This window comes from Kribbella polygonati (genome assembly GCF_050320105.1).
Taxonomy (GTDB): Bacteria; Actinomycetota; Actinomycetes; order Propionibacteriales; family Kribbellaceae; genus Kribbella.
The window spans coordinates 54,262-73,388 of sequence record NZ_CP190129.1 but is presented as its reverse complement, the minus strand read 5'-3'; the positions used below and the strand labels follow the sequence as shown (position 1 = coordinate 73,388).

Genomic DNA, 19,127 nt, shown 5'->3' with positions numbered 1-19,127 from the left:
CGGTGACGAAGTCACCTAGTCGACGACTGTGGCGTAGGAGATGACGCCTCGGCGGATTTGGTCTACTACGGCTCGGGCGGTGGTGCGGAGGGGGGTGGGGCCGGCGGCGTCGGCTATTTGTTCGGTGAGGTCTATGAGTTGTTTGACCCAGCGGACGAAGTCGCCGGCGGCGAGGTCGGATTCGTAGAGGACTTCGGCGAGGGAGGCGCCGGAGGACCAGCGGAAGGCGGGCCAGCAGAAGTTGAGGTCCATGGAGCGGAGGAAGTCGACGCGCATGTCGCGTTCCAGGGCGGACAGGTCGCGCCAGATGGCGCCCATCTTCTCCAGGGCCTGGCGTACGTCGCCGCGTGGCAGGCGGGGTGATGTCGGGTCGTCCTTGGAGCGGGACTCGTAGACCAGCGCGGCCAGGCAGGCGGCCAGCTCCGGCACGGTGAGGTCGTCGAAGATGCCCTGGCGGAGGCATTCGGCGGCGACCAGGTCGAGCTCGGTGTAGATGCGGGCCAGCCGGTCGCCGGCCTCGGTGGTCTTGTCGCCGTCGAGGTAGTGCAGCGCGTCCAGCACCTGGCAGACCCGGTCGAACTGCCGGGCGATGGTGTTGGTGCGCTGCTCGATCTTGCGTTGTACGTCGCGGTTCTCGCGGTCGAGGCGGAAGTACCGTTCCGCCCAGCGGGCATGGTCCTCGCGGTCCGAGCAGCCGTGGCACGGATGGGCGCGCAACGCGGCGCGCATCTCCTGCAGCTCCGGGTCGTCGGCGTGCGAGATCACGTCGCGGTGCCGCGAGGGCGGGCCGTCCTCGCCGAGCAGGTCGGTGCGGGTCCGCAGTACCTGGGCCAGTTCGCGGCGCTGCTGCGGGTTCCGCGGGTTGAACTTGCGCGGGATCCGCAGCGACCCGATCGCCTCCACCGGTGCCGGGAAGTCGACCATCGACAGCTTCCGCACCTGCCGGTCGAGGGTCAGCACGGTCGGCCGCGGGCCTTCGCGCTCGGACCGCATCCCCGGGTCGAGCACGAGGGCCCAGCCGGCGCTCCGCCCGGCGGGGATCCGGATGATGTCGCCGGTCTTCAGCTTCTCGATCGACTCCTGCGCCTCGACCCGGCGGTCGAGCTTGCGGCGCTTCGATCCGGACGCCTCGCGGTCGCCGATCCGGCGGCGGAGGGCGGCGTACTCGAGGAAGTCGCCGAGGTGGCACTCGATCGACTCCTTGTACCCCTCGAGCGCCTCGGTGTTGCGCTGCACCTGCCGCGCCAGCCCGACCACGGCCTGGTCGGACTGGAACTGCGCGAACGACAGCTCCAGCATGTCCCGCGCCCGCGTCCGCCCGACCTGGCGGACCAGGTTGACGGCCATGTTGTACGACGGGGAGAACGACGACCGCAGCGGATACGTACGCGTCGACGCGAGCCCGGCCACCGCGCGCGGGTCGAACCCGGGCTGCCAGAGCACGACCGCGTGCCCCTCGACGTCGATGCCGCGCCGCCCGGCCCGCCCGGTGAGCTGCGTGTACTCCCCCGGCGTGATGTCGACGTGCGCCTCGCCGTTCCACTTGGACAGCTTCTCGAGGACGACGGTCCGGGCCGGCATGTTGATGCCGAGGGCAAGCGTCTCGGTCGCGAACACGACCTTGATCAGCCCGCGCGCGAACAGCTCCTCGACGACCTCCTTGAAGGCCGCGAGCATGCCGGCGTGGTGCGCCGCGATCCCGCGGGACAGCGCCTCGGCGAAGTCGTGGTACCCGAGCACGCCGAGGTCCTCGTCCGGGAGGTCGGCCGTACGCTCGGCCACGACCCGCTTGATCTCGTCGCGCTCGGACGGCTTGGTCAGCCGCAGCCCGGACCGCAGGCACTGCACGACCGCGTCCTCGCAGCCCTTGCGGGAGAAGATGAAGTAGATCGCCGGCAGCAGCGCCCCGGCGTCCAGTTCCTCGACGACGTCCGAGCGGTACGGCGTGAAGTGGGTCTTGGCCGGCCGGCCCTTCGGCAGGTCCCGGCGCCGCCGGGGTTTGCGCGAGTCGTCCCGGAAGATCCGGTTGTCGTCGCGCGCGATCCGGACGAGCTGAGGGTTCACCAGGTCGCGCACATCGGCCTTCACCGCGGCGGCCTTCGCCGGATTGCCCGACTTCGCGGGAGCGCCGACCCGAGCGGTCGGCGCCTCACCCGCGAACAGGTCGTGCAGCCGCTTCCCGACCATCACGTGCTGGAACAGCGGCACCGGCCGCTTCTCCTCCAGGACGACGACCGTGTTGCCGCGGACGGTCTCCAGCCAGTCGCCGAACTCCTCCGCGTTGCTCACGGTCGCCGACAGCGAGACCACCGACACCGAGTCCGGCAGGTGGATCAGCACCTCTTCCCAGACCGCGCCGCGGGACCGGTCGGCCAGGTAGTGCACCTCGTCCATCACGACGTACGACAGGCCGAGCAGGGTCTGCGAGCCGGCGTACAGCATGTTCCGCAGGACCTCGGTGGTCATCACCACGATCGGGGCCTCGGAGTTGACCGAGTTGTCGCCGGTCAGCAGCCCGACCTTGTCCGCGCCGTACCGCCTGACGAGGTCGGCGTACTTCTGGTTGCTCAGCGCCTTGATCGGGGTCGTGTAGAAGCACTTCTGCCCGCGCTCGAGCGCCAGGTGCACGGCGAACTCGCCGACGAGCGTCTTGCCGGACCCGGTCGGCGCCGCGACCAGCACCTGGTGCCCGTCCTCGAGCGCGGCGCAGGCGCGCAGCTGGAACTCGTCCAGCTCGAAGTCGTAGAGCGCCCGGAACTCCTTCACGGCGGGATGCTCCTGGTCCGAGCGGAATGTGGCGTACTTCTCGGACGGGGTGCTCATGGGTCCAATCTATGCGACGCCACGGACAAACCCATGGGTACCCAGCCAGATACCAAAGGTTGATCCGAGGAGCCAGGTGGACTTCCTACGGTGGCGAGGTGACCACATTTCGTGTTCGAAGCTTGGCAGTCGTCATCGCAGGGGTGCTCGCCACGGGCGCCGTGCCGTCGAGTGCGGCGCCTCCGGTCGTGCAGACCGACGAGGGCGCCGTTCGCGGTGTCGTGAAGGGCGGTTCGCAGGTCTACGAGGGCATTCCGTACGCCGCTCCGCCGACCGGTGAGCGTCGCTGGACGATGCCGCGACCGGCCGCGGCGTGGACCGGGATCCGCGACGGGAGCAAGCCCGGTGCGCCGTGCGCGCAGCTCGACGAGACGGGTACGGCGCTCGCACCGGGCTCGTCCGAGGACTGCCTGTACCTCAACGTGACCACCCCCGGCACCACGGGCAGGCCGCGGCCGGTGATGTTCTGGATCCACGGCGGCGGCTGGAACAGCGGGAACGGCAGCGAGTACGACGGCCGCCGGCTCGCCGAGACCGGGAACGTCGTGGTCGTCACGATCAACTACCGGCTCGGGACGTTCGGCTTCCTCGGGTACCCGGGCCTGCCCGACTCCGGGACGTACGGGCTCGCCGACCAGCAGGCCGCGCTGCGCTGGGTACGGCGGAACGCCCGCGCGTTCGGCGGCGACCCGGGCAACGTGACCGTACTCGGCGAGTCCGCCGGCGGGCTGTCCACCTGCGCGCAACTCGCCTCGCCCGCCGCCGGCCCGCTGATGGACCGCGCGATCATCGAGAGCGGCTCGTGCGAGACGAACTTCCCGGCCAACGGCAACTTTCCGGACAACCCCGTGAAGCAGTGGTGGGCGCCGCGGAACCAGATCGCCGCCGAGGGCAAGGCCGCCGCGCTGAAGATCGGCTGCTCGGACCTCGACTGCCTGCGCACGGCGGATCCGCTGAAACTCCAGCGGATGGGCGACTTCACCCAGGCCGGCACCGGTACGGCGCTGCTCCCGCTCGACCCGCGGACGGCCCTGAAGACGGGGCTGTTCAACCACGTCCCGGTGATGGAGGGCAACACCCGTGACGAGCAGGGCTTCTTCGGATGGCTCTACGAAGTGGACGGCCCGATGACGGCAGCGTCGTACCGCGAGAATCTCGTGAAGAGCTTCGGCAGCCGGGCCCCGGCGGTGGAGCGGGAGTACACGAGCACCGGGATCACGGCGTGGAACGCGGTCACGACCGACCGCGGGTGGGTCTGCCCTGCCGTGCGCAGCAGTACGACGATGTCCCGCTTCACCGAGGTCTACTCGTTCTCGTTCGCGGATCGGACCGCGCCGGACTTCATCGGGTTCCCGGCCGGGTACGTACCGGGCGCGTACCACGGGTCGGAGGTCCCGTACCTGTTCGACGCCGGTGTCACGTTCACCCCGCGGCAGGCGGCGCTGTCGCGGCAGATGACGAAGTACTGGACGAACTTCGCCCGCTCCGGCAATCCCAACGGATCAGGACTGCCGGAGTGGCCGCGTTTCCGTGGCGGCGGGACCACCCAGGCGCTCCAGCTCGGCCGCCCGGTGCCGATCGACCTCAGCTCGCAGCACCACTGCGGATTCTGGTCGCGATGAACGTCGCCGCGTGGTCGAGGGCTTCGTCGGCCTCGGGGAGGTAGCCGGCGAAGTACTGGAACACGTGCGGCGCGCCTGCGATCACGTCGAGGCTGACGTCGACCTCCTGCTCGGCGGCCCGGGCCACCAGGCGGAGCGAGTCGTCGAGCAGGACCTCCGCCGTACCGACCTGGACCAGAAGCGGCGGCAGGCCCGTCAGGTCGGCGAGGACCGGGCTGGCGAGCTCGTTGCGCGGGTCCGCGCCGCCGAGGTAGAGCGCCGCGGACTCCGCCATGTTCGGGCGGCTGAACAGCGGGTCGAAGTCGCCGCGCGAGTCGATGCTCGGCCCGGTCAGCGCCACGTCGGTCCACGGCGAGAACAGCACCACCCCGGCCGGCATCGGCAGGCCTTCCGCGCGGGCCGCGAGCACCGTCGCCAGCGCCAGCCCGCCGCCGGCCGAGTCGCCCGCGATCACGACCCGCCGCCCGGCCAGCTCCCGGTACGCCGCCAGCGCGTCGTGGATCCCGGCCGGGAACGGATGCTCCGGCGCCAGCCGGTACTCCAGCGAGACGGCCGGTACGCCGCTGCGCCGCGACAGCGGGGCGGCCAGGTTCGCCCCGGTCCGCGCGGAGCCGACCACATAACCACCGCCGTGCAGGTAGAGGATCACGCCCGCCGCGTCCGCGCCGTCGACCCGTACGTCGAGCGCCGGTACGCCGCCGTACGTGCTCTCGGCCAGCGTCACGTCGTCGCCCAGCGGGCGGCTCGCGAACAGCTCGTCGAACCCGGCCCGTTGCTGCTCCGGCGACTGCCCGACCACACCCTTCTGCATCATCCCGCGTGCTGCTGCCCGGTCTTCAACGCTCATCGTCCGACTCCAGGGTGATAGGTTCCAAGGAATATAGTTCTCTCCAACTACATTCCGAGGAATCTAATTCCGTGACTGATCTCATAGCATTGTTCACGGACCTGGTCCGCCTGGAAACACGGATCTACAACGCGGTCGACACCCGGCTGAAGGCGGAGCACGAGCTGCCGCTCGGGCAGTTCGAGTTCCTCCGGTACGTCGCCTCCCGCGACACCGCCCGGGTCTTCGACCTCGCCCGCGAGGTGGCGATCACCGTCGGCGCCACCAGCAAGGCCGTCGACCGGCTCGAGGCGGCCGGGCGGATCCGGCGGACGGCGAACCCCTCCGATCGCCGCTCGTCCCTGCTCGAACTCACCACCGAAGGCCGGGAGGTACTCGAGGCCGCGACGCCGACCGTCGAGGCGGAACTCCAGATCTGGCTCGGCTCGGTACTGCCCGCGCCGGTCCTCGAGCAGCTCGCCACCAACCTCTCCATGCTCCGCCAGCGAGCGGAGGTCGATCCGCGGACGGACCGCGCCGAGACATGACCCCAGACATGACGCAGCCGGGCTCTCTTCCCTGGTGGTCCGATGAGAGCCCGGCTGCGGTCCGGTGGGTGACTAGCTGATGTGGTACGGGTCGCCGTACACCTTCCAGTCCAGCGGGGTGTTCAGCGCGAGGTTGCCCTTCTTCAGCCAGACCCGCTGCGCGGTGTCGACGCGGCTGGTGTCGCTGTGCGCCTCCTCCTGCTTCATCGCCCAGACGCGGGCGTCCAGGAACGCGTTCAGGTAGGTCGTCTCGTTCCCGCCCTGCGACGGCGGCTTCGCGTGGCTGAGCGCACGCTTGCGAATCCCGCCGAAGCTGGTCGGGTCGCCGCCGTCGCCGTGCATCACGATCGCGTCGTAGTAGCAGAACTGCCCGAGGGTGCCGATCCCGTCGGACTTGCCCTGCTTGACGGCGGGGTTGAAGTACACCCGGTCACGCTCGTCGTTCTGGCAGTTCTGGAAGGCCGAGTCCTTCGCGGCGGTCTTCCAGTCCCGGGTGAAGTTCGGGTCGAGACCCTTGTGCGAGTCGCTGCCGTTCACCTTGCGCAGCGCAGGCAGGTACTTCTCCAGCACATTGCCCGGCTTCCGGCTCGAGTACAGCTCGACCAGGTCGAGCATGTCGCCGGTACCCGAGCAGAACCCGATGATGCCCGCGGTGTACCCGCGGCCGTCCTTGATGTCCTCGATGTACTTGTACTGCGCCTTCCAGTCCAGCGACGAGTTCTCCGCGCTGCAGACGATCTCCATCGCGATCTCCTTCTTCGCGGGATCGTCCAGGCCGGTCGCCTTCACCCGCGCTGGCAATTCGGCGGCGCCGGCGGGCGACGCGTAGCGGGAGGCGGCGAGCCCGGCGGCCGGTACGGCGGCGAGCGACAGACCGAGCAGCAGCGTGGTCCGGCGGGTGGGGCGGTTTTCCATGGGGTCCTCCGAGGGGCGTCCGAGGAATGAACTGTTAGGAACCTTTCCTATCAGACCGGAGCCGTGCAACGGAATACCTGGGAACCTCATGTTTTCGTCTCAGTGGAACACGGTGAGCGCGCCGGGCGCGATCCCGATCTCCACCGGCAGCGGCCCGAGCGGCTCGCCGTCGGCGTACGCCGTGATCTCCGGCGCCTCGATCCGCACCGAACGGCCGCGCAGGGCGTGCACCGCCGGGTGGCCGACGTGGGTGCCCTTGGACAGCTTCGGGAACAGCTGCAGCAGGGTCAGCCGGGAGACCGGCTTGATGATCGTGACGTCCAGCAGCCCGTCGTCGATCTCGGCGCCGGCGCAGATCTGCAGCCCGCCGCCGTACGTCGGCCCGGTACCGACCGCGACCAGCATCGCCGCGGTCTCGATCGGCTCGCCGTCCACGGTCACGACGTACTCGATCGGGGTGAACGTCCGGAGCTCGGCGAAGGTGGCGAGTGTGTAGCGAGAACTGCCCTTCGGCCAGGACATCGCGTTGGCGCGCTTGTTCACCAGCGAGTCGAAGCCGCCGGCCACGACCGTGGTGATGAACACGTCCTTCGCCACCGCGAGGTCGATCGCGCGGGTCCGGCCGCCGATCACCAGGTCGGCCGCGGCGCCCGGATCACCCAGCGGTACGCCGATGCCGCGGGCGAAGTCGTTGCCGGTACCGGCCGGGATGACGCCGAACGGCATCCCGGAGTTCGCCAGCACCTGCGCGCCGAGGTGGATCGTGCCGTCGCCGCCGATCAGCGCGACCGCGTCCGCCCCGGAGGCGACCACCTCGGCCGCGATCCGCCCGACGTCGTCGGCGCACGTGGTGGTGTGGACGTCGACGGTCAGCCCCGCGGCCGCCAGCCGCTCGCGGACCACCGGAGCGATCCGGGCACCACGGCCCCGCCCGCTGGAGGGGTTCACCACCAGCGCGATCCGACGGCTCATCTAGTCCGCCAGCAACTCGTCGTTGCGCACCTTGCGGCGTTTGTCGTTGATCCGGGCGATCACCTCGGACGCGAAGAACAGCAGGCACATCGGGATCGCCAGCAGGCACATCGTGAACGGGTCGCCGGACGGCGTCGCGACCGCGGCGAACACGAAGATCACCAGGATGATGTACGGCCGGAACTTCGCCAGCGCGGCGGCCGGCACCACGCCGACCATGTTCAGCAGCACGACCACCAGCGGGATCAGGAACGCGATCCCGAACACCAGCAACGTCCGGATCACGAAGTCCAGGTAGTGACCGAGCTCGATCAGGTTCTGCACCTGGTCCGGGGTGAAGCCCAGCAGGATCTGGATGCCTTTCGGCAGCGTCCAGTAGCCGAGCGCGATACCGGTCGCGAACAGCGGCGCGGCGATCGCGGCGAACAGGTACGCCCACTTCTTCTCGTTGCGGTGCAGACCCGGCGCGATGAACGCCCAGAGCTGGAACAACCAGATCGGGCCCGCCACGACCAGGCCGAGCAGCGCGGACACCTTGATCCGGAACGTCAGCGGGTCACCGACGCCCTGGAAGGTGAGCTGCGGCTTCAGGCCGCGGTTCTCCGCGAACGGCTTGACGGCGATCTCGAACGGGTGCTTCAGGATCTCCAGCGCCTGGTAGTAGATGAACCAGGCCGCGACCGTGCACACCACGATCGCGAGCACACTGATGAGCAGCCGGTTACGGAGCTCGACAATGTGTTCGCGCAGGGTCATCCGACCCTCTGGGTCCTTCGGGCGGCGGTCCTCTTTTGCCTTCCGTCGCCCGAACTTCACCATTGACACAGGTGAGGCGTTCTGTTCAGTTGGCCGTGTGCGTCGGCGGCAGGCCGTCGCCAGGCGTCTGGTTCGGCTGCGCCTGCGCCTGCTGGACCGGCTGCTGGACCTGGGCCGGGGCCTGCGAGGCCTCTTCGGTCAGCTCCGCATCCTTCTTCTTCGGGCCGACTTCGTCTTCCCAGATCTTCTTCGACTTGCCGAGCTGCTTGACCAGCTGCGGCAGCTTCGCCGAACCGAACAGCAGCACGACGATCGCGAGGATCACGAGCCACTCTGCGCCTTGGGGCATACCGAGGAGCGGTGCTGCCATGTCGATCTCCCTTTCACCTTCAGCTCGGGACTCGAGCCTGAGTTCGTGGCCGAATACTACGCCGGGGCTGCTGAGTGATCACGGGTCTGTCCAGACCCGGCCGAGGACTACGCAGCATCCAGCTTGGACTGGGCGGCGACCAACTCACGCGTCAGTGCCTTGCCCTGGCGCCACAGCTTCAGCGCGAGCAGGGCGAGGACGACCGTCCACACCACCACGACCGCGACGAAGAGCAGGAACCAGTACATACCCAGGAGCCTAGCCGGTATCCGCCCGCCGCCCACGACCCGCGGTGCGTCTCCGCGGACAACGGTGTCGGAACGTGATGGTAAAACCGAGTGTCGCGCAGGGATTCTCGACAGGTCGAAGGGGTGCGGATGAGGCGGATCGCGGTGCCGGAGCGGCAGGCCCGGCTGGGGCGCCGGCACCGGCTCGGCGCGGGCTGCCAGGCGGCGGACCCGGTCGAGGCGGCCGCGTCGATGGTCGCGCTGCACGCGACCGATCCGGCCACCGTGCACCTGAGCGTGGCCGCGCGGGTGCCTGGGAGTGAGGTCGCGGGCACGGAGCGTGCGCTGTACGACGACCGGGCGCTGATCCGGATGCTGGGCATGCGCCGGACCGTGTTCGTCGTACCGACGCCGTTCGCGCCGGTCGTCCAGGCGGCGTGTACGGACGACATCGCGGTGAAACAGCGGAAACTGCTGGTCAAGCACCTGGCCGAGGCCGGGGTCGCCGAGGACGCGGACTCCTGCGGGCGCTGGCTCGCGGCCGTCGAGGAGTCCACGGCGACGGCGCTGGCGCTGCGGGGGTCCGCGACCGCGCAGGAGCTGTCCTCCGACGAGCCACGGCTGCGAACCCGGCTGAGCATGGCGGCCGGCAAGTCGTACGCCGCCCAGCCGTACGTGACGAGCCGGATCCTGTTCCAGCTGTCCGCCGAGGGCCGGATCGTCCGCGGCCGCCCGATCGGGACCTGGCTGAGCGGCCAGCACCAGTGGTCACCGAGCGCGGACTGGCTGCCGGGCGGGCTCGGCGACAAGCCGCCGGCGGAGGAGGCGCGTACGTCGCTCGCGCGCGCCTGGCTGACGTCGTTCGGCCCCGGCACCGCGGCCGATCTCCAGTGGTACGCCGGTTGGACGCTCGGGCAGACCCGGAAGGCGCTGGCCGCCGTGGACGCCGTCGAGGTCGACCTGGACGGCCAGGTCGGGTACGTGCTGCCCGGAGACGAAGAGCCTGAGGCCGTGGTCGACCCATGGGTCGCTTTCCTGCCCGGGCTGGACCCGACACCGATGGGCTGGAAGGAGCGCGACTGGTTCCTCGGCCCGCACAAGTCCAAGCTGTTCGACACCACCGGCAACATCGGCCCGACGATCTGGTCCGACGGCCGCATCATCGGCGGCTGGGGCCAGCCCGAGTCCGGCGAGGTCCGGTACGAGCTCCTCGAAGACGTCGGCGCCGACGTCACCGCGCGGGTCGAGTCCGAGGCCGACCGCTGGACCACCTGGCTGGCCGGCGTCCGCGTCACGCCGCGCTTCCGCTCCCCCTTGGAGAAGCAGCTCAGCAAAGGCTAGACGTCGTACGCCGAGAGGGCGTCGCGGGCGGTGGCGGCGATCTGGGTGCTGAGGTCGGGTGGGTCGAGGACCGTGGCGGCACCACCGAGGCGGAGGACCAGGCGTTGCAGCCAGTTGGTGTCGGCGACCCGGAGCCTGACGATCAGCGAGTTCTCCGGGCCCTCTTCGACGGACTCGTTCGGGTAGTACTCCGCGACCCAGCGCGCGGGCGGGGCCAGGCGGAGGGTCGCCAGCAGGTCCTGCTCAGAGGGCTGGAACATGCCGTTCGACAGGTCGCGCGGGGTCGCCTCCGGCGGCGGTTCGCTCGGCAGGTCGAGGAGTTCGACGCCGGCGATCCGGTCCAGGCGGAACAGCCGGACGTCCTCGGCCAGGCGGCACCACGCCTCGAGGTACGTGCGGCCCTCGGACACCACGAGCCGCATCGGGTCCACGTCCCGCTCGGTCGTCTCGTCGCGCGACGGCACGTCGTACGTCAGGTGCAGGCGGCGCTTGGTCGCGAGGCCGCGGTTGACGGTCTCGGCGATCTCCGGCGCGGCCGGCTCGACGTGGACGTGGGCCGCGGCGCCCTCGCTCGCGGCGGCGGCCTCGCCGGCGGCGCGTTCCAGCTTCGCGATCGCGCGGTCGACGGCGTCCCGGTCGGGCCCGGCCGTGACCTCACGCAGCGTCCGGAGTGCGGTCAGCAGCGCGAGCGCCTCGTCCGCGGCCAGCCGCAGCGGACGGGCCAGGTAGTCGGCGTTGTTGATGTGGATGACGCCGTCGCCCTCGGCCGCCTCGATGTCGATCTCGATCAGGTCGCCCATCTGCGCACCGGGCAGCCCGCAGAACCACAGGACCTTCAGGTCCGCGATGATCTGCTTCGGCCGGACCCCGAACTCCTTGGCGACGTCGTCGACGCGGGCGCCGTCGTTCTCCTGCAGGTACGGCACCAACGCCAGCAGCCGCTGCACCTGGTCACGCGCACTGCTCATCCGGCCGCCACCGTCCGCAGCCGCCACAGCACACCGTCGAGTACGTCGCCCGGGCCCTCCACGACCGCGTCCGTTCCGTACGACGCGATCTCCTCGGCCAGCACCGACGAGTCGGCGTACGGGACGTGCAAGAGGTCCCAGCCTTCCTCGTACGGCTCGATCGCGTTCGCGCGGCGCCGGAGGCTGACGCAGGATCCGGTCCGCGCCCGGACCTTCGCCTCGGAGGTCGGCCGCGGCGGGGCCAGCTCGGTCACCAGCGAGCGCAGATCCGTCCCGGGCGGCACGGTGAACGCGCCGGGCTGGCCGACCGTCTTCACGGCGCCGCCGATCCGCGACAGCCGGAACATCCGGGTCGCCTGCCGGTCGCGGTCGCGCCCGACGACGTACCAGCGGCCGTGCCAGGAGACGATCCCCCACGGCTCGAGGGTGCGTGTGGTCGGCTCGGAGGCGCCGCTGCGCAGGTGCTGGAACCGGACCGCCTGGCGCGCCACCACGGCCGCCCAGAGCGGGTCGAACGACGGCTCGGAGGCGCCGACGTGCGGCTCGATCGCGCTCAGCGCCGACTGGTCGGTCTGGATGCCGGCCGCCTTCAGCTTCAGTACCGCGGACGTGGTCGCCTCGGACAGGCCGGCGTGCTGCCAGACCCGGGCGGCGACACCCAGTACCGCGGCCTCGTCCGGCTCCAGGTGCACCTCGGGGAGCTCGAACACGTCGCGGCGGATCCGGTACCCGACCTCGTCGGAGAAGAACTTGTCGATGGTGCCCATCTCGATCGGGATCCCGAGCTCGCGCAGCTCGTCCTTGTCCCGCTCGAACATCTTCTCGAAGGCGTCGTCGGTCTGGCCCGCGTACCCCTCGACGACCTCGCGGATCCGCTCCTTGGTCACATAGGTGCGCGCGACCAGGAGGCAGATGACCACGTTGAGCAGCCGCTCACTCTTCCGCGCCGACACCCGACCACCTTACGGCCTCGGGCGTCCAAAACCCGCCTTACCGCACCGAAACTTCGAACACCGGTTCGACCCAGTAGGGTCGGCCCTGTGATTCGTTGGCGGGACGGTGTGGTGTCACAGGTCGGGAAGAGTTGGGCCGGGGCGCTTGAGCTGAGTGTGACGGTTGTCGAACAGACCGTGCGTGCGTTGGCGTACCCGGAGCTCGTCGGTACGCCGGTTGTGGGCGATCGCGTGCTGTTGAACGTAGGCGCGCTGGACCGCGGTCTGGGTACGGGCGGTTACGCCCTGGTGGTCGCCGTACCGGACAGGCTCCCGGAGGACCCGCCGGAGCACGGTCACCTGGTGAAGGCGCGCTACACGCCGCTGCAGGCCATGGTGATGGGTGCGGACGAGCAGGACTCCCCCGACCACGACGTACTGCGGGATGCGGACGACCTCTTCGGTACCCCCGTGGTCGTCGCTGACCTGCACTCCGCGCTGCCGGCCGTGCTGGCCGGGGTCTACGAGGCCAGGCCGACCACCCGGGTCGTGTACGTGATGACGGACGGCGGTGCGCTCCCTCTTGCGTTCTCCCGGAACGTCGCGACGCTACGGGACGCCGGCTGGCTCAGCGGCACCGTGACAGTCGGCCAGGCGTACGGCGGAGACCGTGAGGCCGTAACGGTCCACACCGGGCTGTTGACCGCCGTACAGGTGCTGGCAGCCGAGCTGGTCGTCATCACGCAAGGCCCGGGCAACCTGGGGACAGGTACGCGCTGGGGCTTCTCCGGTGTGCAGTCGGGCGAGGCTGTGAACGCCGTTGGCACCCTGGGCGGCAGGGCGGTCGCTTCGCTCCGGATTTCCGAGGCAGACCCGCGGCCGCGACACCGTGGCATCTCCCACCACAGCCTGACCGCGTACGGCCGGGTAGCGCTCCAGCCGGCCGATGTCGTCGTACCGGATCTCGCCGGCGACTTTGGGGACGCCGTACGCGATGCAGCCGAGCCTTTGAAGGCCAGGCACCACGTGGTCCGCGTAGGCGTCGACGGGCTGTACGAAGCGATGCAGGCCGCGCCTGTGAAGCTGTCGACGATGGGCCGCGGCCTGGACGAGGACCGTGCGTACTTCGAGGCCGCTGCCGCCGCCGGACGCCACGCCGCCGGACTGGTGGACGTGCCTGCACGTCGCTGAGCGGTGGATCCAGGTCTACCCGGGCTGGGGTCGCAGCACTCCTGATCAGGAGGCCGTCCGCCGCGACAGTGGTGGTATGAACAGCACCAAGCACCGCAACCTCACGATCCACGACGTCGCCCGGCCGCAGCCGCCGCTCGCCGTCCGGGGAGCAACCATGCTGTGGCTCACCGCCGTCGGTGCGGGTGTCGCGGAGTCGGTCCTCGGTGTCGCCGGCGCGATCGCCGACGGCGCACCCCTCCTCGGCCTGGCGATGCAGATCGCCTTCCGGGTGATCGTGTACGGCGGCCTGTTCGTCGTCATCGACCGCTACTTCCGCCTCGGGGTCGGCTGGTCCCGGTGGCTGCTGACCGGACTGCTCGGCACGGTCGGCATCGCGTCGCTCGTGGTCGGCCCGATCGGCTGGCTGCTGCACAACGGCGACTTCGGCACGCTGCACTGGTCGGCCTCGTTCATCGCGTTCGGCGCGGTCCGCTGTGTGCACATCACCGCGGTGATCACGGCGATCCTGCTCAGCTTCCACCCCGACGCGAACCGCTGGTTCAGCCGCCGCGCAGTCCGCCGCACCCACTGAAACACCAAAGGACCGACTCCCACACTGGGAGCCGGCCCTTCGGAGTGCGCTACTAGCCCGTCGACTTCGCCGCCACCCCCACACCCCGGCCGAAGGCCGATGCTTCTACCGGCCGGTCGACTTCGCCGCCACCCCCACACCCCGGCCGGACGCCGGTGCTTCTACCGGCCGGTCGACTCGCCGCCACCCCCGGCCGAAGGCCGGTGCTTTTTACTGGCCGGTGGACTTTGCTGCGGGGAACGCGTTCAGGATGTCGATCACGGCGAACGCGTTGACCGTCTTGCCGGCCTGGTCCTTGGAGGCCGGGAGCTCGACCAGGACGCGGCTGCCGATCGGGACGCCGGCGAGGCCGTCGAGGGCGCCGGTCTGGCCGTTCGGGCCCGGGCCGACCTGGAGCTGGTCGGTCGGGGCGGCCGGCTGGGCGGCGCTCTGCGCGGTCGCGGGCTGGGCTTCCCAGGTGCTGGCCTGCTTCTTGCCGGTGTAGTCGTAGACCACGTAGCGGCCGATCAGCTGGCTGGACTTCTCGACCGGCTTGCCCTTACCGAGCGCGAACACGATCGGCTTGCCGGGCTTCGCCGGCGGCTTGGTGCCGGGCGCGACGGTGACCTTCGGCTCGGCGTTCAGGGCGCCGGTGACGCTGATCTTGGTCGGCGTCGACGGGGTCACCGGGGCGGCGTTCAGCGGGGTGTCGTTGCCGGCCGCGCCGACCAGGTCGACGACGAAGATCAGCGTGTCGGTGCCGGTGATGCCGGCCTGCGAGTTGCCCGTGGACTTGTAGCCCTTGTCGGACGGGACCGACAGCAGCACCCGGCTGCCGATCTTCTTGCCGACCAGGCCCTCGTCCCAGCCGCCGATGACGCTGCCGACCCCGATCGGGAACGACGACGGCGCGCCGCGGTCGTAGGAGTTGTCGAAGACCTTGCCGTCCCGCCAGATCTGGCCGAGGTAGTTCGCGGTGAGCAGCTCGCCCTTCTTCACCTCCGGGCCGTCGCCCTCCTTGAGGACCTCGGTGACCAGCTGCTTGTCCGGGTCACCCTCGCGGTGCGTGACGGTCGGCTTCTGGCCGAAGTCGGAGGTCACCTTGAATCCGGCGGCGTCGAAATCGTTCTTCTTGTCCGATCCGCACGCCACCAGGGACGACCCCAGCGCAGCGACAACGACCAGACTCAACAGCTTGCGCACGAAACCAGCACCTCGAACCATCCCGGCGCGAGTGTGCGCCGATTGCCTCCGGTCAACGACGCGGACCACCCTAGCTTGCGGATTCAACCGGATCAGCAGGCGCCCGAGTCACCGTTGCGTCACACCACACACAGTCACAACGGTCAGAAACCCACCGCGTTGTGCGGTGCGCGATCCGGTCGCAGCATCGCGTCCAGCCGGGACACGGCTCCGGGTGTGTGTTCGACGACGCGGCGCGAGTAGGCGAACTCGCTCGCCCGTACGCCGCCCAGGTACAGCGACCCCAGCTCGTTCATCCCGAGCGTGAGGTCCGCGGCCCGGTCGGTCGCCGTACAGCCGGCACCGTCCGGCCCTGCGTCCAACAGCCATCGCGCCGACTCCACCTCCAGCACCAACGCGTCCGTCGCGGCGTACGTACGTGCCTCCAAAGCAGCCGGTACGTCGAGAATCCGCAGCCACAGGTTGTCCCGCGTACGGGTGAGCTTGAGCGCCCGCGGGTTCGTCAGCATCCACCGCAGCGGCTCGTCCACGGGCCTGCGCGCGGCCACGACCCGCTTGGTCAGGTCGAAGTCGAGCAACAGGCCCCATAGCGCTCGGTAAGCGTCCGCCGTCAGCGCCTCGAACGCTTCCACCCGCAGTACGCCGGCCTGCGCCGGGCCGGGCGACCACGGCAGCCGGAAGATCGCGGCCCCGTCGACCGCACCGGACACATCCCGATGAACAAGGTGGTGCCCCGGCCCGGAGCCGTCCGCCGGCAACCCGTCCAGCCCGTCCCACTTCCCCGGCAGCGGGCTGATCTCCCCCACGCGCTCGGCCCGCACCTGTTCGTGCAGCACCGGCCATACTTCGGCCGCCGTTCCGGCATCGACCAGTTCGAGCCGGCGGGGATCCGTGAAGTCGTCGCGGAACGCCACGTCGGTACGCCGTACCTCCCAGCGGTGCTGGAACGTGGCCGGCGAGAACCCGTACCGCCCGTAGATGCTCCCCTCGCTCGCGCTCAGCCCCGCCAGGAACTCACCGCGCTCGCGGCAGTCGTCCAGCATCGCGGCCATGATCTTCCGCAACAGCCCACGCCGCCGGTACGTCGGCAGCACGGCCGTCGAGGTCACGCCGCCGAGTGCCACCTGCCGACCGCCCGGAACGGTCAGCTGGACCGAGACGATCGCCGATCCGCCCGCGATCTTCCCGTCCACGAACGCGGCCTGCGGGCGGAACCAGTCCGCCTGCAGCTCCGCGGCGTACCGCTCCAGGTCGGCAGCGGTCTTCGGGACCTGCGGCGGCCAGGCCGCGCTCCCGGCGTACCATGCCGACGGCTCCGGCTCCTCCTGTGGAAAGCCGTTCACGTACGGCAGCACGCGCAAATAGTCGACTACCTCAGCCGGAGTCACCGGCCGGATCTCGATCGTCATGCGCCCTTTCTAAGCAGCGCAGGACAACCGAGCACTTCATTTAGTTCCCGACTACATGCTGGCGATGAGCTTCTCGACTCGCTCGTCGTGGGACTTGAACGGGTCCTTGCACAGCACGGTCCGCTGGGCCTGGTCGTTCAGCTTCAGGTGCACCCAGTCGACGGTGAAGTCGCGGCGCCGCTCCTGGGCGCGCTTGATGAACTCGCCACGCAGCCGGGCCCGGGTGGTCTGCGGCGGCACCGACTTGGCCTCGAAGACCCGCAGGTCGTCGACGACCCGGGTGACCGCGCCCTTGCGCTCGAGCAGGTAGTACAGCCCGCGCGGCCGGTGGATGTCGTGGTACGCCAGGTCGAGCTGCGCGACCCGCGGGCTGGCCAGGCCGAGGTTGTTCTGCGAGCGGTAGCGCTCGATCAGCCGGTACTTGATCACCCAGTCGATCTCGCGCTCGATCCCGGACAGGTCGCCGGACTCGATCGCCTTCAGCGTCCGCTCCCACAGCGACAGCGCCCGCTCGACGTCCGGCGTCCCGAGCTCGCGGCGGTCGACGAAGTCGCGCGCCTTGGTCAGGTACTCGGTCTGGATGTCCAGCGCCGACGCCTCGCGGCCGTTCGCCAGCCGGACCTCGCGGCGGCCGCTCATGTCGTGGCTGATCTCCCGGATCGCCCGGATCGGGTTGTCCAGGGTCAGGTCGCGCATCACGATGCCGGCCTCGATCATCCGCAGCACCAGGTCGGTGCTGGCCACCTTGAGCAGCATCGTGGTCTCGGACATGTTCGAGTCGCCGACGATCACGTGCAGCCGGCGGAACCGCTCGGCGTCGGCGTGCGGCTCGTCGCGGGTGTTGATGATCGGCCGGGACCGGGTGGTCGCGGACGACACGCCCTCCCAGATGTGCTCGGCGCGCTGGCTGACCGAGTACACCGCGCCGCGCGGGGTCTGCAGGACCTTGCCGGCGCCGCAGATCAGCTGCCGGGTGACCAGGAACGGGATCAGTACGTCGGCGAGCTTGGCGAAGTCGCCGTGCCGGGAGACCAGGTAGTTCTCGTGGCAGCCGTAGCTGTTGCCGGCCGAGTCGGTGTTGTTCTTGAACAGGTAGACGTCGCCGAAGATGCCCTCGTCGTGCAGCCGCTTCTGCGCGTCCACCAGCAGGCCCTCGAGGATCCGCTCGCCGGCCTTGTCGTGCGCGATCAGGTCGGTGACCGAGTCGCACTCGCCGGTCGCGTACTCCGGGTGCGAGCCCACGTCCAGGTATAACCGGGCGCCGTTGCGGAGGAAGACGTTGCTGCTCCGTCCCCAGGACACGACGCGCCGGAAGAGGTACCGCGCGACCTCGTCCGGGGTCAGTCGCCGCTGCCCGCGGAACGTACAGGTGACGCCGTACTCGTTCTCGAGACCGAAGATTCGCCGGTTCACATCACCCACACTACGGCGCCCCTCCGACAACCGGGTGCTGTCGCAGGCGCGCCGTCGTTTCCCGTTATCCCTTTGATGCCCGCAACAATGGTCCGGCCGCCCGCATCGAGACAGGTGACGAAAGGTGTTCAGATGATCAGATACGGGCGAACGCTCGCGGCCGGGGCGCTGCTCGCCGCCGGTCTCACCGCACCGGCCCACGCCGCACCGGCCACCACCGCCGCGGCCTGCTCGCTGCGGCTCGGCTCCGTCACCACCGGTGGCGACCACACGGTCCAGACCATCACCGCCGCGCCGTCGGCGAGCGCGCGCATCGTGGGACCGAAGGACCTGTATCCGGACGGCCAGGCGCACCTGCCGACCTCCGTCCGGACGTCGTTCCAGCCGTGGGACGGCCTCGAGCAGCGCGAAGGTCTGGTCGTGCTCGGCGTCCGGATGTACTCGACGAGCTACTTCGCCGACGCCACCGGCACAGCCGTCGTACCGGGGACTCTGAAGCAGACCCTGATCGGTGGGGGCTGGGACGACCTACACAGATACGTCGAGCTAAGCCACGCCGCTCCCGGAGGCATCGAGCGCTCGAACGTGTACACGCTGATCAACCAGTTCACCGACGGGCTCATCGCTCGGTGGACCGTGACGCCGAGCGGCTGGAAGTACTACACCACCTTCGGCGGCTTCGGTGCTGTCAAGACGATGGTGCTGATCGGTCAGGGCAGCACGTACGACACGTTCCTCGCGACCACCAAGGGCGGCGCGCTCTACACCGTCAAGGTACCCACGGGCTCCGGGAAGCCGGTGGTGACCAAGATCCGCACGTCGACGTGGCAGGGGTTCGAAACGCTGATCGCGGAGAAGTGCGGCAACTACGGGACGCTGCTGCTCGGCATCGACAAGGACACCGGCGCCGGCTACTTGTACGCGGTCGGCCACGCGAACGGCGCGGCCACCGTCATCAAGGGCCTGGGCAAGGTCCCGACCACGTTCCCCGCCGCCGACTCGTACTTCCGCTACTACAACGCCGGCACCGTCCTCGCCGGGGCCTGACCTCCACCCGG

18 protein-coding genes are annotated in these 19,127 nt (G+C 70.0%); 6 read left to right on the top strand and 12 right to left on the bottom strand.

The genetic code is table 11. The annotated features are described in order from the left end of the window. Positions 1 to 15: 15 nt before the first annotated feature. Positions 16 to 2,823 carry a DEAD/DEAH box helicase gene (locus ACQHIV_RS00320; protein WP_427890465.1) on the bottom strand — a complete coding sequence of 936 codons (2,808 nt, stop codon included), beginning with the start codon at positions 2,821 to 2,823 and terminating at the stop codon, positions 16 to 18. Between the two features lie 122 nt (positions 2,824 to 2,945). Here ACQHIV_RS00320 and ACQHIV_RS00315 point away from each other — a divergent pair, with 122 nt between their 5' ends. Next, the gene (locus ACQHIV_RS00315; RefSeq protein ID WP_427890463.1) at positions 2,946 to 4,445 is read left to right on the top strand and encodes a carboxylesterase/lipase family protein; all 1,500 of its coding nucleotides are present in this window, start codon (positions 2,946 to 2,948) and stop codon (positions 4,443 to 4,445) included. Here the strand turns inward: ACQHIV_RS00315 and ACQHIV_RS00310 are convergent. After that, entirely contained in the window at positions 4,408 to 5,292 is an 885-nt protein-coding gene (locus ACQHIV_RS00310) for an alpha/beta hydrolase (protein ID WP_427890462.1), read from the bottom strand. The genes ACQHIV_RS00315 and ACQHIV_RS00310 overlap by 38 nt on opposite strands. A 71-nt stretch (positions 5,293 to 5,363) precedes the next feature. Here ACQHIV_RS00310 and ACQHIV_RS00305 point away from each other — a divergent pair, with 71 nt between their 5' ends. Continuing rightward, positions 5,364 to 5,819 carry a MarR family winged helix-turn-helix transcriptional regulator gene (locus ACQHIV_RS00305; protein WP_427890460.1) on the top strand — a complete coding sequence of 152 codons (456 nt, stop codon included), beginning with the start codon at positions 5,364 to 5,366 and terminating at the stop codon, positions 5,817 to 5,819. Positions 5,820 to 5,891: 72 nt separating this feature from the next. Here ACQHIV_RS00305 and ACQHIV_RS00300 read toward each other — a convergent pair whose 3' ends face one another. From ACQHIV_RS00300 to ACQHIV_RS00280, 5 genes are all read right to left on the bottom strand, one after another. Next, positions 5,892 to 6,734: a chitosanase gene (locus ACQHIV_RS00300; protein WP_427890458.1), complete on the bottom strand. Its 843-nt coding sequence runs from the start codon at positions 6,732 to 6,734 to the stop codon at positions 5,892 to 5,894. Positions 6,735 to 6,833: 99 nt separating this feature from the next. After that, complete coding sequence (locus tag ACQHIV_RS00295; protein ID WP_427890457.1) at positions 6,834 to 7,706, bottom strand: diacylglycerol/lipid kinase family protein; 873 nt, start codon at positions 7,704 to 7,706, stop codon at positions 6,834 to 6,836. Beyond that, positions 7,707 to 8,462 (bottom strand): twin-arginine translocase subunit TatC, encoded by a 756-nt coding sequence (gene tatC, locus ACQHIV_RS00290; protein ID WP_427890455.1) that lies wholly within the window; start codon positions 8,460 to 8,462, stop codon positions 7,707 to 7,709. A gap of 85 nt (positions 8,463 to 8,547) precedes the next feature. Beyond that, on the bottom strand, positions 8,548 to 8,832 hold the full coding sequence (locus ACQHIV_RS00285) for a twin-arginine translocase TatA/TatE family subunit (protein ID WP_427890453.1): 285 nt from the start codon (positions 8,830 to 8,832) through the stop codon (positions 8,548 to 8,550). A 107-nt stretch (positions 8,833 to 8,939) separates the two neighbouring features. Next, entirely contained in the window at positions 8,940 to 9,080 is a 141-nt protein-coding gene (locus tag ACQHIV_RS00280; protein ID WP_427890451.1) for a hypothetical protein, read from the bottom strand. A gap of 129 nt (positions 9,081 to 9,209) precedes the next feature. Between ACQHIV_RS00280 and ACQHIV_RS00275 the strand changes: the two genes are divergently transcribed. Continuing rightward, the gene (locus tag ACQHIV_RS00275) at positions 9,210 to 10,400 is read left to right on the top strand and encodes a winged helix DNA-binding domain-containing protein (RefSeq protein ID WP_427890449.1); all 1,191 of its coding nucleotides are present in this window, start codon (positions 9,210 to 9,212) and stop codon (positions 10,398 to 10,400) included. Here the strand turns inward: ACQHIV_RS00275 and ACQHIV_RS00270 are convergent. Both ACQHIV_RS00270 and ACQHIV_RS00265 read right to left on the bottom strand, forming a co-directional pair. Beyond that, positions 10,397 to 11,368: a helix-turn-helix transcriptional regulator gene (locus ACQHIV_RS00270; RefSeq protein ID WP_427890447.1), complete on the bottom strand. Its 972-nt coding sequence runs from the start codon at positions 11,366 to 11,368 to the stop codon at positions 10,397 to 10,399. The two genes, ACQHIV_RS00275 and ACQHIV_RS00270, sit on opposite strands and share 4 nt — an antisense overlap. Then, positions 11,365 to 12,321, bottom strand: coding sequence for a helix-turn-helix transcriptional regulator (locus tag ACQHIV_RS00265; RefSeq protein WP_427890446.1), 957 nt, complete (start codon positions 12,319 to 12,321; stop codon positions 11,365 to 11,367). Before ACQHIV_RS00265 ends, ACQHIV_RS00270 begins: the two co-directional genes overlap by 4 nt. Positions 12,322 to 12,408: 87 nt before the next feature. Between ACQHIV_RS00265 and ACQHIV_RS00260 the strand changes: the two genes are divergently transcribed. Next, the gene (locus ACQHIV_RS00260) at positions 12,409 to 13,491 is read left to right on the top strand and encodes a DUF3866 family protein (protein ID WP_427890445.1); all 1,083 of its coding nucleotides are present in this window, start codon (positions 12,409 to 12,411) and stop codon (positions 13,489 to 13,491) included. Continuing rightward, positions 13,418 to 14,065 carry a hypothetical protein gene (locus tag ACQHIV_RS00255; protein ID WP_427896684.1) on the top strand — a complete coding sequence of 216 codons (648 nt, stop codon included), beginning with the start codon at positions 13,418 to 13,420 and terminating at the stop codon, positions 14,063 to 14,065. The genes ACQHIV_RS00260 and ACQHIV_RS00255 overlap by 74 nt, the downstream gene beginning before the upstream one ends. A 210-nt stretch (positions 14,066 to 14,275) precedes the next feature. On the opposite strand, the gene ACQHIV_RS00250 is transcribed toward ACQHIV_RS00255, so the two are convergent. The 3 genes from ACQHIV_RS00250 to pafA all read right to left on the bottom strand — a co-directional run bounded on the left by ACQHIV_RS00250 (position 14,276) and on the right by pafA (position 18,069). Beyond that, a complete protein-coding gene (locus ACQHIV_RS00250; protein WP_427890444.1) occupies positions 14,276 to 15,247 on the bottom strand; it encodes an FKBP-type peptidyl-prolyl cis-trans isomerase in 972 nt (323 codons plus the stop codon). Between the two features lie 143 nt (positions 15,248 to 15,390). Next, complete coding sequence (locus ACQHIV_RS00245; protein WP_427890442.1) at positions 15,391 to 16,656, bottom strand: GNAT family N-acetyltransferase; 1,266 nt, start codon at positions 16,654 to 16,656, stop codon at positions 15,391 to 15,393. Between the two features lie 51 nt (positions 16,657 to 16,707). Then, entirely contained in the window at positions 16,708 to 18,069 is a 1,362-nt protein-coding gene (gene pafA / locus ACQHIV_RS00240) for a Pup--protein ligase (protein ID WP_427890440.1), read from the bottom strand. A gap of 132 nt (positions 18,070 to 18,201) precedes the next feature. On the opposite strand from pafA, the gene ACQHIV_RS00235 reads away from it, so the two are divergent. Then, positions 18,202 to 19,116, top strand: a complete 915-nt coding sequence (locus tag ACQHIV_RS00235) for a hypothetical protein (protein WP_427890438.1) — start codon at positions 18,202 to 18,204, stop codon at positions 19,114 to 19,116. The last annotated feature ends 11 nt before the right edge of the window (positions 19,117 to 19,127 follow it).

Bases quoted from the DNA above. Each gene is read 5' to 3' on its own strand.
- ACQHIV_RS00300 (WP_427890458.1), bottom strand. From the start codon at position 6,734: ATGGAAAACCGCCCCACCCGCCGGACCACGCTGCTGCTCGGTCTGTCG.
- ACQHIV_RS00270 (WP_427890447.1), bottom strand. From the start codon at position 11,368: ATGAGCAGTGCGCGTGACCAGGTGCAGCGGCTGCTGGCGTTGGTGCCG.
- ACQHIV_RS00245 (WP_427890442.1), bottom strand. From the start codon at position 16,656: ATGACGATCGAGATCCGGCCGGTGACTCCGGCTGAGGTAGTCGACTAT.
- ACQHIV_RS00295 (WP_427890457.1), bottom strand. From the start codon at position 7,706: ATGAGCCGTCGGATCGCGCTGGTGGTGAACCCCTCCAGCGGGCGGGGC.
- ACQHIV_RS00310 (WP_427890462.1), bottom strand. From the start codon at position 5,292: ATGAGCGTTGAAGACCGGGCAGCAGCACGCGGGATGATGCAGAAGGGT.
- tatC (WP_427890455.1), bottom strand. From the start codon at position 8,462: ATGACCCTGCGCGAACACATTGTCGAGCTCCGTAACCGGCTGCTCATC.
- ACQHIV_RS00285 (WP_427890453.1), bottom strand. From the start codon at position 8,832: ATGGCAGCACCGCTCCTCGGTATGCCCCAAGGCGCAGAGTGGCTCGTG.
- ACQHIV_RS00280 (WP_427890451.1), bottom strand. From the start codon at position 9,080: ATGTACTGGTTCCTGCTCTTCGTCGCGGTCGTGGTGGTGTGGACGGTC.
- ACQHIV_RS00235 (WP_427890438.1), top strand. From the start codon at position 18,202: ATGATCAGATACGGGCGAACGCTCGCGGCCGGGGCGCTGCTCGCCGCC.
- ACQHIV_RS00320 (WP_427890465.1), bottom strand. From the start codon at position 2,823: ATGAGCACCCCGTCCGAGAAGTACGCCACATTCCGCTCGGACCAGGAG.
- ACQHIV_RS00275 (WP_427890449.1), top strand. From the start codon at position 9,210: ATGAGGCGGATCGCGGTGCCGGAGCGGCAGGCCCGGCTGGGGCGCCGG.